At 42.9% G+C, this 14,359-nt stretch carries 11 protein-coding genes; 5 read left to right on the top strand and 6 right to left on the bottom strand.

The genetic code is table 11. From position 1 onward, the window contains the following. Positions 1–49: 49 nt before the first annotated feature. Positions 50–2,374 carry a glycerophosphodiester phosphodiesterase family protein gene (locus ACVHUV_RS18765; protein WP_462085648.1) on the top strand — a complete coding sequence of 775 codons (2,325 nt, stop codon included), beginning with the start codon at positions 50–52 and terminating at the stop codon, positions 2,372–2,374. A gap of 3 nt (positions 2,375–2,377) precedes the next feature. Further along, positions 2,378–2,581 (top strand): hypothetical protein, encoded by a 204-nt coding sequence (locus ACVHUV_RS18770; RefSeq protein WP_462086952.1) that lies wholly within the window; start codon positions 2,378–2,380, stop codon positions 2,579–2,581. 198 nt (positions 2,582–2,779) lie between these two features. On the opposite strand, the gene ACVHUV_RS18775 is transcribed toward ACVHUV_RS18770, so the two are convergent. The 4 genes from ACVHUV_RS18775 to ACVHUV_RS18790 form a co-directional block, all read right to left on the bottom strand. Continuing rightward, on the bottom strand, positions 2,780–3,457 hold the full coding sequence (locus ACVHUV_RS18775; protein ID WP_462085649.1) for an S-layer homology domain-containing protein: 678 nt from the start codon (positions 3,455–3,457) through the stop codon (positions 2,780–2,782). Positions 3,458–4,137: 680 nt separating this feature from the next. Continuing rightward, positions 4,138–4,962 carry a phosphoenolpyruvate hydrolase family protein gene (locus tag ACVHUV_RS18780; protein ID WP_462085650.1) on the bottom strand — a complete coding sequence of 275 codons (825 nt, stop codon included), beginning with the start codon at positions 4,960–4,962 and terminating at the stop codon, positions 4,138–4,140. Positions 4,963–4,964: 2 nt separating this feature from the next. Continuing rightward, positions 4,965–6,188, bottom strand: coding sequence for a Tm-1-like ATP-binding domain-containing protein (locus ACVHUV_RS18785; RefSeq protein WP_462085651.1), 1,224 nt, complete (start codon positions 6,186–6,188; stop codon positions 4,965–4,967). A 94-nt stretch (positions 6,189–6,282) separates the two neighbouring features. Further along, the gene (locus tag ACVHUV_RS18790; RefSeq protein ID WP_462085652.1) at positions 6,283–7,485 is read right to left on the bottom strand and encodes a phosphoenolpyruvate hydrolase family protein; all 1,203 of its coding nucleotides are present in this window, start codon (positions 7,483–7,485) and stop codon (positions 6,283–6,285) included. A 390-nt stretch (positions 7,486–7,875) separates the two neighbouring features. Between ACVHUV_RS18790 and ACVHUV_RS18795 the strand changes: the two genes are divergently transcribed. The 3 genes from ACVHUV_RS18795 (at position 7,876) to ACVHUV_RS18805 (ending at position 11,064) form a co-directional block, all read left to right on the top strand. After that, on the top strand, positions 7,876–8,988 hold the full coding sequence (locus ACVHUV_RS18795; RefSeq protein ID WP_462085653.1) for an ABC transporter ATP-binding protein: 1,113 nt from the start codon (positions 7,876–7,878) through the stop codon (positions 8,986–8,988). A gap of 70 nt (positions 8,989–9,058) precedes the next feature. After that, complete coding sequence (locus ACVHUV_RS18800; RefSeq protein WP_317943164.1) at positions 9,059–10,564, top strand: glycine betaine ABC transporter substrate-binding protein; 1,506 nt, start codon at positions 9,059–9,061, stop codon at positions 10,562–10,564. Between the two features lie 167 nt (positions 10,565–10,731). Then, positions 10,732–11,064, top strand: coding sequence for a helix-turn-helix domain-containing protein (locus tag ACVHUV_RS18805; RefSeq protein ID WP_317943166.1), 333 nt, complete (start codon positions 10,732–10,734; stop codon positions 11,062–11,064). A gap of 703 nt (positions 11,065–11,767) precedes the next feature. Here the strand turns inward: ACVHUV_RS18805 and ACVHUV_RS18810 are convergent. Both ACVHUV_RS18810 and ACVHUV_RS18815 read right to left on the bottom strand, forming a co-directional pair. After that, on the bottom strand, positions 11,768–12,787 hold the full coding sequence (locus ACVHUV_RS18810; RefSeq protein WP_462085654.1) for a sensor domain-containing diguanylate cyclase: 1,020 nt from the start codon (positions 12,785–12,787) through the stop codon (positions 11,768–11,770). Between the two features lie 886 nt (positions 12,788–13,673). After that, positions 13,674–14,342 carry a DUF4956 domain-containing protein gene (locus ACVHUV_RS18815; protein ID WP_317943170.1) on the bottom strand — a complete coding sequence of 223 codons (669 nt, stop codon included), beginning with the start codon at positions 14,340–14,342 and terminating at the stop codon, positions 13,674–13,676. Positions 14,343–14,359 lie beyond the last annotated feature (17 nt).

Raw genomic sequence — 14,359 nt, forward strand, 5'->3', positions numbered from 1 at the left:
ACTTATTAGATTGTTAGAATGGCAATCTAGATCCAAAGGAGGAGTTTCAATGGGAATGAATAGAAGCGTGTGGAAAAGGGTTGTAATTATTATTGTCATCGTGGTGTCGACAAACTTTGGCAATCTGTCGAGCACTGCAAAAACGGTAAGTGCATCACAATTACACCTGATCGAAGAAGATTTTGATCGATTGGATGGAGAATTACCGAAAGGATGGAGCGTTATACAAGGGCAAGCAACTGTTGAAAATGGACAATTAAAGTTAATCTCACCTTCATCAAGTTCTCCTACCAGAGTCCTTGTCCCGCTTCCCGAGAAAAATGGCGATATCGTATTTGAAGCGGATATGACCTTTGTTTCAGCAGTAGAGGATACGCGTTGGGCATCCATGATGTATCGGGTCCAATCTAAAAATTACCCTTACTATCAATTCGCGATGCGCAGGGGGACTACAGCGCTAAATGGGGCAGAGTTTGCAGAGCGCAATGCTCAGAACAAATGGGTCGTTCCTGAAGCAACATTTTTCACTGAAAAACTTGAATTTAACAAACCATACCTGATTAAAATTATTGCAAGCAATCATCGTGTCCAGCAATTTATTAATAACAGATTAGTCATTGATACCGACCAAGCTTCTACTTGGCTCAACGGGGATATCGGTTTTCAAGCGAATGGATCCACTGTTTTATTTGACAATGTAAAGGTCTCCACTTATGAGAATAAGTTACCTCCAATTGAAAACGGCGGCGCTTTTCTCCCACAAGAACCGGAGTCGAATATTGTCAATGCACCAACACTAATTGGTCAATCACTATCCGTTGCCACTTCCTCCGATACAGCTTCCGTTCTACTCGAAGTTGAACAGAACCAAGAGGGAGAACTGATCACAAACAATCAATCTCTTGAGAATGCACTTCGGAATGTTCAAATCAAACATATCCCAATTCTACAGATTGAACAAGAAGGACTTGAAGATGCAATTGTCAATAGCTTGAATGCTACACAAACGACGGATGTTCATATCGTTTCATCAAACCCACACATTGTTAAGTCGATTACAAACCTGATACCCACAGCACGGGGTGGTATCATCTATACAAAGAATTCATTTAATAAGCATGATTTAAATGAGCTAATTCAAAATGTCCATAAAAACAATGCGAAAGTAGCGTTGCTTCCCGAGAAAATACTTGATGCAGAAAAGGTTCATTACATGCATACAAGGATGGTAGCAGTTTGGGGAATTGGCGCTAAAAATGAACGTGAAGCGCATGCATTAATTCATAGTGGAGTAGATGGAATTATAACAGACAACCCTCAAGCGTCTGTTGAAGCACTTGCAAAGTATCCAGAAAATACAATTGTAAAGCGCCCCATCGTCTCTGCCCATCGTGGAGTTCCGTCACTCGCTCCAGAAAACACCATGGCAGGCTATCGACTCGCCTATGAGCTTGGTGCAGATCAAATTGAAACGGATTTACAAGTAACTAAAGACGGACATCTTATTATCATGCACGACACGACTGTCAATCGGACAACAAACGGCACAGGTGCAGTAAAAGATCTCACTTTAGAAGAAATTCGACAATTGGATGCAGGTAGTAAATTCAGTGAGGAGTTTGCCGGAGAAAAAGTTCCGACATTCAAAGAATTCCTTCTTGAATTTAAAAAGAAGGACGTCATCTTGCTTATCGAATTAAAAAGCGTCGGAATCGAAGCCCAAGTAATCCAGGAAATTGAAGCGTTAGGAATGGTGGATCAGGTCATCCTTCAAAGCTTCAATTTAAGCAGCATGATCAAATCGTTTGCACTAAAACCTGAGATTCCTGTTGGTTATCTGTATTCGGCATCCGTACCAGGTACAACAAATGCTAAGATTAAAAATGCCCAAAAAATGATGGATTACGGGACTGCCAACAAAGTCACTTTAAATGCTAGCTACGGCAGCACTTATGAAGAATTTATCACCTATATGCGCCAACGCGGTATGCTAACCATGCACTGGACATTCCGTGGAGAAGAACAATTCGGCGACAAGTTAGCACAAGGACTAATTGGTCCAATCACTGATTACACACAATGGCTCACCTATTCACCAATCAAGCTCGAAACACCAATTAAAAAAGTCAACCTAAAAATCGGAAAAACATCAACCATTAATGCAAAAGCGTTTGTTAATTTCCGCACAACGAAAAAAGAAAATATCGCAACTGAACTATATGTTGTAGAAGATAATGGCGTGGTCAGGCTAAACGGCAATACAATTGAGGCCGTATCCAGCGGCACCGCACAGGTCTTTGTAAAACATACATTTACAATGTTAGGGAAGGAGTGGAACGTTGTAGGAGAACCAATTGAAGTACATGTGGATTAACCAATAGCTGTACAAGCCTACAAACTGGGAGACGGCTTCACAAATGTCATCACCCCAACATCCGGCATTCTCATGGCAAACCTTGCAATCGCAGGAATCGCCTGGACAAAGTGGGTCCGCTTCGTCTTCCCGCTACTCCTCATCTGGACAGTACTCGGCATCATCTTCCTGGCTATTGGTGTCATGATGAATTGGGGACCGTTTTAAGGATTTGTTGTGTACTTGTAAAAACGCCTTTCTGCGGGATGCAGAAAGGCGTTTTACTTTTCTTTGTGAAGCTGAATAAGTACAGGACGTTCATGTTCATTGAAATTGAAAGGTTAACACAAATGAAAGGTGAACAACAGAATAACATAGTCAAAAGGTCACGAAATGGCGATACTTGAGCTTAAAATAAAGTATTCTTCATTGTAACTCCAAATACTGTAGTCTTAGCGTTGACCATTTGAAGAGTTCATCCCTTGTTTCAACGGAATTTAATGTTTCTAGTTTATAAAGGAAAATAGCGAGTTCACCGCGGTTGATCAATTGTGCCGTTCGGAACTTGTTACCTTGATCTCCAGACAAGATTCCATACTCAATAAACGCCGCGACAGCTTCTTTGTAAAGTGGAGCAACGTCAACGAAGTCAACACTTGCTTCATTCCCCCGGATTCCATAGCCTTTTGCCAACATTAACGCCGCTTCTCCTCTAGTCATCATAAGATTCGCACCAAAAAACGTCGTTGTAAGACCTTTCACAATGCCTTTCGCTTTTAATGCATTTATGTATGGGACTGCTCGAGCAGGCACGTCTATAAAATTCGAAGCAGGCGCACTTTCAATCTCCTCTTTCGTCAACGTCGCTTTTGCTAAAATGACCGCCACATCGACACGCTTAATGTCCAAATCCGTTCCATACTCTGTTGATGAAATGCCAGCTGTCATATTGTTATTCACCAAATAATTTACTGCATCTTTATACTGCTCACAAACGTCCTTGAATGAAGTGCTACTTATTTCTTCACATACCTCTTGAACAACTGCCAATTTTACTAATGAAGCTGTAGCTGCCGACGCTACAAGCTTATTGTATCTATGCATATATGACTTTCCTTTCAAAAAACCTTAAAACGTTTTTTCTATTTAGGAATTAATTGTACCTCCAGCTAACGTGCATTTACTATGGGCGAATAGGTATTACTGCACAAAATAATGATTAAATACCCTTTGATAGGATACTATAGTACAGCATTTTATCGGCATAAATAAGAATAATATTCACCACAAACTCTGTATTGACAAGCTTTCCTTTTCATCACTCTGCTTCCAAAACTGTTAGCTAGGAAGTAGTCTAACTTAATTTAAGAGACTGTAAACTAGCTAGATTAAGGACTTTAGCTCTATTAAAACTGCTGATTTTTACTGAAATAGCGGTTCCCACTTTTTAATTATTAAGATAAAACGTCGGTCCACTATTAATGGAAAAAAATGAAATAAAATTTGTTTGTCATGCAGGATAAAGGTCCCGAAATGGCGATAACTTTGTGAACTTGATCGATAACTCTCCCTATACAATCGATAACTTTGTGAACACGATCGATAACTCCCCCTATTCGATCGGTAACTCTGCGTGTCTGATCACACTTGGTATTTTTTCATCAATAACTTCTACACTTGACCTTCCTAATCACTTCTCCCACTTAGAAAGTCAGCCTTTCTCATAAAAAACCTTCGAAAAGTACGTGCATGACGTCTTTTCGAAGGGTTCATTTAACTTACCATCACTTCTTCTTAATCTCTTTAAATTTTTCCGATTGTTCTTTAATGCCTCTTTCTGCTGCAAAACGTTCAATACTGGATGCGCCGAAGAATCCGACGATACCGTCAACGCGTTCGATGATGTATGCTGCGTCTTCGGGTTCAGCAATTGGTCCCCCATGACAGATGACCATTATATCCGGATTAACGGATTTGCCGGCTTTGACAATCCCTTGTATCCGTTCTACGCAGTCGTCCAACGTCAATGCAGTTTGTGCGCCTATTGTTCCTTTTGTCGTCAGCCCCATGTGTGCGACGAGCATATCTGCGCCGGCTTCCGCCATTTTAATCGCTTGTTCTTCGTCAAATACGTAAGGTGTTGTCAACATGCCCAACGCATTCGCTTCGCGGATCATATCTACTTCTAAGTCGTAGCCCATACCCGTTTCTTCTAAATTCGCGCGAAATGTTCCATCGATAAGACCGACTGTCGGAAAGTTTTGGACACCTTGGAATCCTTGATCTTGTAACTGTTTCAAGAACCTACTCATGATGCGAAATGGATCCGTGCCGTTTACACCTGCAAGAACAGGTGTATTTTTCACGACCGGGAGCACTTCATTCCCCATCTCGACAACGATTTGGTTTGCATCTCCGTAAGAAAGCAACCCTGCTAAAGATCCACGACCAGCCATACGATACCGCCCTGAATTGTACACGATGAGCATATCGGCACCACCCGCTTCACTGCTTTTCGCCGTAACACCCGTTCCTGCACCGACTCCTAATAGAATATTTCCTTTGCTGATTTCTTCTTTAAAACGATTTAAGATCGCTTGTTTTGACATATTCATGCTCCTTTCTTCTTTTCAATCATTGCGATCAGCTGCTTTGCTGCAGTAATTGCGAAGTGTTCATCGTTAATAGACGTTTCCACTTCCATTATGTCCACTTTGGTAGCATCCACATGCTTTTTCAACGTTTCAAATAAAACCTCGTCTTCATTCGGCCCATAAAACGGCTGCCCTTCTACGTCGAGCGCAGATAATCCTTTTAGCGGCAACATTAAAACGGTGTCTTTCTTCGCTTTATTCAATTGTTGCGCAAGCACTTGCCCAATCTGCTCGTTTTCTTCCACAGTCGTCCGCATGAGCGTCACGGTTGGATTGTGTTTATAGAAATTACGTCCTTCGAATCGGGGCGGAATTGAAGCGAACGGTCCAAAATTCACCATGTCTAACGCACCGACAGAAACAACTTGTGGAACGCCACGTAAAGCCGCCGCTTCCAATCGATTTGGCCCGGCAGCCAATACGCCACCAACAAGCTCGTCTGCCCATTCAGTCGTCGTTAAGTCGAGCACTCCGTCGATAAACCCATCCGCTATCAAACTCTCCATCGTACGACCACCGACCCCAGTCGCGTGGAAGATGAGCACTTCGTAGCCTTTATCCTCCAAATAGCTTTTCGCATAGTTAATGCACGGTGTTGTGACGCCAAACATTGATGCAGCTATCAGTGGTTTCTTCTCAACTTCTGTATGGCTTTCAAATTTCACCATGCCAGCAATCGCAAAAGCGGCATTCGTAAAGATTTTTGTAGAAATGACATTTAACCCAGCAACATCTACAACTGAAGGCATCATGATCAAATCACTCGTACCGATATAAGGTTCCGTATTGCCTGATGCAACCGTTGACACCATCACTTTCGGTACGCCGATCGGCAATGCACGCATACCTGCCGTTACGATGGAAGAACCACCCGTTCCTCCAAATGACAGAATACCGTCAAACTTCCCCTCTGCATAGAGACGAGGTAGCAAAGTTTCCATCCCTTTCGCCAGCACTTCCGTTGCATGTGCTCGGTCTTTTTTCGCTGCGATTGCTTCTATATCTTCACCTACAGATGCTGCTACTTCCGAATTGGTAACATCCGGTTGAAACACTGGCTCAAATACCCCTGTGTGAATTGTAAATGTACGCAATCCTAAAGACTCGATCAACTCTTTCACAAATAAAAATTCGTTCCCTTTTGAATCAAAAGTACCTGCTAATGCAATTGTCTTCGCCATACAAAACACTCCCTTTTGATTAGTGAAAGCATATCCAAACTTCCTTCTATATTCAATAATAGCGCTTTCAAAACAAAATGGTAATGGTGTTATGTTAGGAGTCGTTGTCCTTTTGTTTCTTCTCCAACAATTCGCTCGGCGAGAGCCCTTTATGCTTCTTGAAGATTTTACTGAACTGTGGGTAATTGAGGTAGCCGACCATCTCCGCAATTCGATTTAGGGGTAAACCGCTGACTTGCATCAGCTCTATTGCACGGTTTAATCGGAATTCTATTACATACTGTGAAAAAGATAAGCCCACTTCTTTTTTGAATAAAGTGCTCACATACGAGCGGGATAGTCGTAAAATCTTCGCGACTTCCTGCAACGTAATTTCTTCCATATAATTCAAACGCACATAGTTCTTCATAAAGTCGATGTAATCAACATGCGCATCGATCCCTCCCATTACATTTGCAAGTAAATCATCGTAATGGAAGTTCGTCGTTTCTTTGAACGATTTCATAATATGCAACAGCATTTGTTCTGTAGGGATGCGTTCAAAGACGGAGCCACCAATGTAGCCCATCGTTGACGTACCATCGTACATGAACTGGACATCAATTGGTTTATTCACCGGTCCACCGTAAATCATTTTTACAACAGTTGAATTGAGTTCGTCACAACGGGCAAAAATTTGATTGGCCAATCGCTTCGCCGACTGCAATGACAAAATGTTTTTTGCACCTACATCGCCACCTTGTGTGAGGCCTAAGTGAACACAAATGACATCTGCCCCTGCCTGAATCATCGCTTCCGCCTGTTGTGGCGTAAACACGAAAGCGACCGTAAACAAACCTTTCGCGCTCGCCAACCGAATCGCCTCAACCTCCAACGCATACGACATTCCCTGTTCGGCCAACGCTTCACCAAACTGCCCATCAAACAACCCGACACTCGGAAAATTATTAATTCCCGCAAAACCTTTACTTTGAATATCGTCAATAAAGCTGTCAAGCGAAATCGTCGGATCCGTTGCACACAACCCGAAACAGACAGGAATATCATGAATAAGCGGAACAAGCTCTTTCGTGGCAAACGTCATAACGAGCTCATTACTATTCGCATACGACAAAAAACCGGCCAATGAGCTGACCCCCATCTGCCGGAACCGCCCTGCACTCAATGCAAGTATGAAATCAGCGCCACCTTGCTGCGCATACTTTGCCGTCATCCCATTCCCTGCCGCTACGCCAATCACTTTCTCATTGTTCCTACACTGCTTTCGTAAGCGTTCCATGATCTCAAATTTATCCATCAGGCATACCCCTAATTTCGTCTATGAATGAACTACTTTCCTATTACTGTAGCATAGGAACAGGAGACATGCGTAGCAATACTCTCTTCAAACTCGTTGAAGAGAATGGAGACTGGTCATTGGTGACTGAGCACTTTGTGGAACAGGTTAAAGGTCCCGAAATGGCAATAACTTTGTGAACTTGATCGATAACTCCCTCTATACGACCGATAACTTTGTGAACTCAATCGATAACTCCGCCTATCCAATCGATAACTCGCACAAACGACCGATTACCACAGCAATCTAACAAATATCCCCTTCCCCACAACTCTATTTTTTGATTTCACACTGAATTCGAACTAAACTAGTAGTATGCAAGATAACTAACTGTCTGAAGGAGGCGGAAGATTGATTACTTTTGAAAGCGTTTCAAAAAAGTACCCGGATGGGTTTGAGGCATTGAAACAGCTGAATTTTACGATCCGGCAGGGGGAACTGTTCGTTCTGATTGGCCCGAGTGGTAGTGGGAAAACGACGACGATGAAGATGATTAATCGGCTCATTGAACCGACTGGCGGTACCATTAAAATTCAAGATAAGGATATTTCGACAGTCAATCCCGTGACATTGCGACGGGAAATTGGGTATGTGATCCAGCAAATCGGTCTACTGCCGCATATGACGATTCGGGAAAATGTCGGCCTTGTGCCACAGCTGAAAAAGATGCCAGAAGCAAATTACCGAGACCGTGTGGAGGAACTGATGCATATGGTGGGACTTGAGCCGGACGTGTTCGGGGATCGGTATCCAAAAGAACTAAGTGGTGGGCAACAGCAGCGTATTGGCGTCATCCGGGCAATGGCTGCAGAGCCAGATATCATCTTAATGGACGAGCCATTTAGTGCACTCGATCCGATTAGCCGAGAGCAATTGCAAGACGAACTGATGCGTCTCCAGCGGGAAGTGAAAAAGACCATCGTTTTTGTCACGCACGATATGGACGAAGCGCTTAAAATTGCGGATCGAGTTTGTATTATGAAAGATGGTGAGATTGTCCAAATTGATACACCAGAAAACATCATTCGACGTCCTGCGAATAAATTTGTGAAAAACTTCATTGGTGAAAACAGGCTCGCCGATTCGATGACATTGCCTTCGCTAGAATCGTTGCTCATTCCTGCAATCACCGCTTCACCAAAACGAGGCCTCGCAGAAGCACTCAAACTCATGCAAAAACGACGAGTCGACTCACTTGTTATTGTTGATGAAAAGAAGAAATACCTTGGCATTACAACGATTTGGGATCTACAAAAATCCTTCAACAATGAAACGTTGACCTTACAAGACATCCAACGTACCGACATCCCCACTTTTTATGTCGACCAACCTGCAGAAGAAGTGTTTAAAGCAATTACTGAATCGAATTATTGGTTCATTCCCGTCATTGATCGAGACGACCGGCTTCTTGGACTCGTTACCCGTTCAAGCGTCGTACAATTCGTTGTAAATGAACTCATTTAACCACTAGGAGGTTTTTACCATTCGAGAAATTTATGAAGATACCGTAACTGTATTTACTGAACGTTGGCCCATGATTTGGAGCCTTTTTGTCGAGCATGCATACTTGTCCATGGTCTCCATTGCAATTGCCATTATTATCTCCGTGCCACTTGGCATTTTTCTTACACGTAAACCGAAAATAGCAGACCCTATTATCGGCATCACTTCAGTCTTTCAGACGATTCCAAGCCTTGCACTACTTGTCTTTTTAGTACCTTTTATCGGCACAGGAAAAGTACCCGCCATTATCGCGTTGACCATTTACGGCCTTTTACCGATTCTGCGCAATACATACATCGGTATTCGCGGCGTAGACCGATCGACCGTTGAAGCGGGCGTAGGGATGGGAATGACGAGTCGCCAAGTGCTCACGATGATTGAGCTCCCTCTTTCCCTGAGCGTCATTATGGGGGGCGTCCGTACAGCAGCCGTTCTCATTGTCGGTGTCGCGACGATTGCAGGACTCATCGGCGCTGGCGGTTTAGGGGACCTCATTTTCCGCGGATTGCAAACTTACAACTCTGGTCTCATTCTTGCAGGTGCTATCCCTTCCGCATTGCTCGCCATTCTATTAGACTATGTGCTAAAGAAAGTCGAAATGGCAGCCCAACCTGGCAAAATGTCAAAGCGAGCGCGCAAAATTGCAAGTCGGGTATCACTTGCCGGAGTTGCTGCAGTACTCATTGTGGCAGTCGTGCTGGCAATGCCTTTTGGCAATAAACAAGACACAATCACGATTACCGGAAAAAATTTCACTGAGCAAGAAATCATGGTCTATATACTAGGAAACTTAATTGAAGAACATACCGATTTGACCGTTAAATACGAATCGTTCCTTGGCGGTTCATCCCCTGCTTTCGACGGAATTCGTTCAGGCAGTTATGACGTTTATGTTGAATACACTGGCACGGGTTTGATGAACTACTTGAAAGAAGATGTCATCACCGACCCCGATGAGGCGTATGACTATGTGAAAAAAGTGTTCAAGGAAAAATATGACCTTGTATGGCTAGAACCGATTGGATTCAATAACACTTACACATTCACCGTCCGTCAAGAAGATGCCGATCGCTATCAACTTGAGAAAATGTCGGATCTGGCCAAAGTGGCTGATGACTTCATACTTGGCTCCGAACCGGAATTTCTCGAGCGAAAAGATGGCTACCCTGGCTTCCAGGAACTGTACGGCATTTCTTTCGGCGCGGTGAAATCGATGGATACAGGCATCATGTATAGCGCGATTAAAAACAAAGAAATTGACGTTGTTGACGCATTCGCCACGGACGGCCGGATCGTCGCGTTCAACTTAAAAGTGCTAGAAGATGATAAGCAGCTTTTCCCGCCGTACTTCGCGGCTCCACTCATCCGACAGGACACACTCGATGCGCATCCTGAGCTAGAAGACGTACTAAACATGCTTGCAGGCACGATCGACAATGAAAAAATGCAGAAACTAAACGCACGCGTCGACCTCGACAAAGAGCAATACGAAACCGTCGCCATCGACTTTTTGAAAGAAGAAGGGTTGATCGACTAATTGCAAACAAGAGTGCATAGGTTAGTAAACGGGCTTTAGACAACTGTCTAGGCCCGTTTTCCTTTTTGTGAATAAACCGAAATGAGCAAGCCTGAAAAATAAAATCCTTCCACCTGTATCCTTTCTGATCAGTCCTCGCTATATAGAGGGTAAAGGAGGAATACGAAATGACAATCTGCTTACAGCACTACAGTAAATTCACCACAACGGAGGAAATTGACACAGCCGCCACTTTGCACGCCAGTCGTCACGCAAAAGCGCTCACCACTTCCGACAGCAAAGTACTCGACGTCATTCGCCACCACGCAGTCGACAACGGCGTCGCCCAACTGAATTACAAAACGTTCCAAGATGAAACGGGGAAATCCAACGCCACCGTCCGACGCGGCATCCGTAAGTTGGTGAAACTCGGTATTATTAAGAAAGTTCACTTCATCCAGCCCGTCGTAATGGGGCTCGGAGCCAATATTTACATTCTCTTGCCGTTTGACGAGAGTTGAAAGAAGGATTGGAGAGGCCGGCCAAATTTGGACTGGCTTCTTTTTTGTTTCGCGCGTTAAATGGCTTATTTTAGGGTGCTGGATGGCTCACTTCGGTCAAGTGGCACACTGCTCTAAGATTAGAGTCTCATACATTCGGCGCAGAACAAACTACTTCCTGCAATGCTTCCTTGCCCTGAGCGTACTACATCCAAAAACCGCATAACGTCAGCGAACGCGGCAAATTCCTTCAAAACGCCGCATACTTTCTCCAATCGCAGCATATTCCTTCCAAACACAGCATACTTCGCTCAAAAACCGCATAACTTCACAAATATAAAACTCCCAAACACAATACAAATCCCCCCCAACAAGCCCCTTGAATTGTCAAAACCCATTTGGCGCGAATTTGATAGATTTAAGACAAAGTAACTCCCACGAGAAAAAGTAGCAAAGAATTACAAGTATAAAAGAAGTTCAGATTTTCCAAACACGGCATACTTTCTCCAAACGCGGCATATTCCCTTCAAACGCAGCTTATTCCCACCAAACACGGCATACTTCGCCCAATCGCGGCATATTCGCCGCATATTCCATAAACATAAAAGACCTGCACCTATTCTTACAGATGCAGATCCTCTCGAACGAACTTACTATAACTCAACCACGAACTCCGAATGCTCCACTTTGAGATTAAACTGACTCGTCATTAACACGTATAGTTCTATTCAACCGGCATACAAACTTCTTTTGTTTCTCCTGCTACATGCTGGACAAAGCCAATCTCCCTAGATTGTTTTCTCTCATTCTTCTGTTGATACATCCACTGATCCGCTTCTGTAAAAAGTTTTGTCATCTTTCCAATGGAATGAATGGAGTAAGAATACCCAATCGATAAATGGATTTTAGTTTGATCAGAATTCTGATTGTTCATATGTATTTCCTCAGTTATTGTTTGGACGAGTTGTTTAACTTCCTCTTTCGTTTGATTCTCTACAAGCAAAACAAACTCATCTCCACCAATGCGTGCAACGATTATCTCTTCGGAAGAAAAACGATTTAACAGTTCCCCTGTCGCTTGCAGCAAAGCATCGCCCTGTTTATGGCCAAAATGATCATTCGCATATTTCAGTTCATCTAAGTCACATAAAATGATGGCAACCGGCGTATCTTCTTTTTCATCAAGCCGCGTAAGCGCAATCTCAAAGTATTCACGATTATATAGACCCGTCAAATAGTCATGGTATAACCGATACTTCAAATTCTTTTGCAGTTCAATCTTTTCATCGATATTGCGAATGATCCCTTGCATGGCGACAATCCGTCCGTTCTCATAAATCGGTGTCGCATACTCCTCAAAATATCTATACGTGCCATCACTGTCGCGCCACCGCTGAATAATGCCCTTACTAAAATCCAATTCACCTTTCACTTTCTTGATTAGCAATTCATAATCATCCGGATGGATGTAATCAAAAGGCATGTGCGGGTCTGCAAAAGAACGTTCAATTGTGCCTTTCCCTATCCATTGCTCCGCCGAAGGACTGATATATTGAAACTTCAGCTCCGGATAAATCTCACAATAATAAATAAAGTCCTTCGAGTTTTCTACGATATGTACAAATCGACTCTTTTCTTCTACAAGAGCAGCCTTCTCTTGCACCCATCTTCTCTGCACAAAAGTAAACAAAACAATTGCTACAAACAAAGCACTCATAAAGCCGAAAGTGAATTGTCCATTCATCAAATCTACCTTCTATCTATAAGTTATGGAATAAAAGGTCGTCATCCTTCCAACTCCCCCCCCATCCTCTATACCACGTAACGATGAAAAGTAATCATATATTCCTAGACCAAAGGATGTGTTTTTTCACATGCAGCAAGTTAAGTCGTCAATAAACACTGATTATTTAAATAGTATTTCTAATTATATAGTCAAAAAGAACTTATTGCAACATAGAACATTTTACTCACTAAAGAACAAAGTAGTAAGCTGAAAGTAACGCAAGAAAAGACGATTTCTTAGAAAGATCCAAAACATCAAGAACTAACATGAAATCGTCATGAGTGAAAGACTATTATTTGACTGCAAAGATCAATTTTTCGTATTCACATCTGTAAACAAGATACAACTTTTCAAGGAACATGACAGCTACTCTTCGGACAGTTGGCCAGCCCCCAAAAATGCCATTATATATACCATCTAAACGATGCAAGACACTTGAAAACCGTTCCTCATCTAAACAAATGGCATAAATCTATATTTTGTCGCAATAAAAAATCAAACGCAGCATACTTCCGAAAAACGGCTCATATTCTGCTCAAACACCGCATAACTCGTGAAATCGCCGCATACTGCCTACAAACACAGCATATTCCAAAAAAACGCGGTTCACCTCTAAGCAAACCCTTAATTTGTAAAAAGCCATTAGGCGCGAGCTGGGAGCATAATAGGAGATCTAAAACTCCCGCGATCTCGTACATCGGCTCAATAACAATCGCAGCATATTTCCTAAAAACGCCGCATATTTCTTACAAACACAGCATATTCCATGAAAACGCCGCATATCCGCCCCAAACACCGCATAACTCCAGCAAATGCCGCATAACCGCCCCCACATAAAAATCCCCTATTGCGCATAATCCCCCGTATACTGCACAAGCGACACATCGTTCACGCCTTCAATATCACCAATCGCTTGAACAAAAGCTGTATTGTCATCCTTCAACCGAATCTCCACCGTCAATTCCGTGAAGCCTTTTCGGACTGTTTTTGACTTCAATTTCGTCTTTAATTTCATGAGCTCAGTCCGTAATTTCACTTCGGCTTCCTCTGTATGGCGGATAATGAGCAAAAACGATTGCTCACGGATTTTGTGTTTGGAGAGCCAGAAGACGACAAGCCCGATGACGAGTGATCCGCCGACGGCTAGAGGGTAAATCCTTGCACCGCATGCGATGCCAGCAGCTAAAGACCAAAACATGTAGACAATATCAAGTGGGTCCTTCACGGCAGTTCGGAACCGGACGATACTGAGTGCGCCGACCATCCCGAGTGATAAGATAATATTTGTACTGATCGTCATAATGACTAAAGCGGTAATCATCGTCAGCAGCACGAACGAGATATTGTAATTGTAGCTATAGACAACACCTCTGAAAGACTTGCGGTAGATCCAATAAATGAACATACCAATTAAGAATGCAAATAGTAGTCCAAAGAACATATCAAAATAGGAAACTGTTCGAAACGCCTCTAACTTTAATACACTATTTTTAAAAAAATCTTGAAAACTCATCTTGTCTGCTCCATTCA

Source organism: Sporosarcina saromensis, from assembly GCF_054901285.1.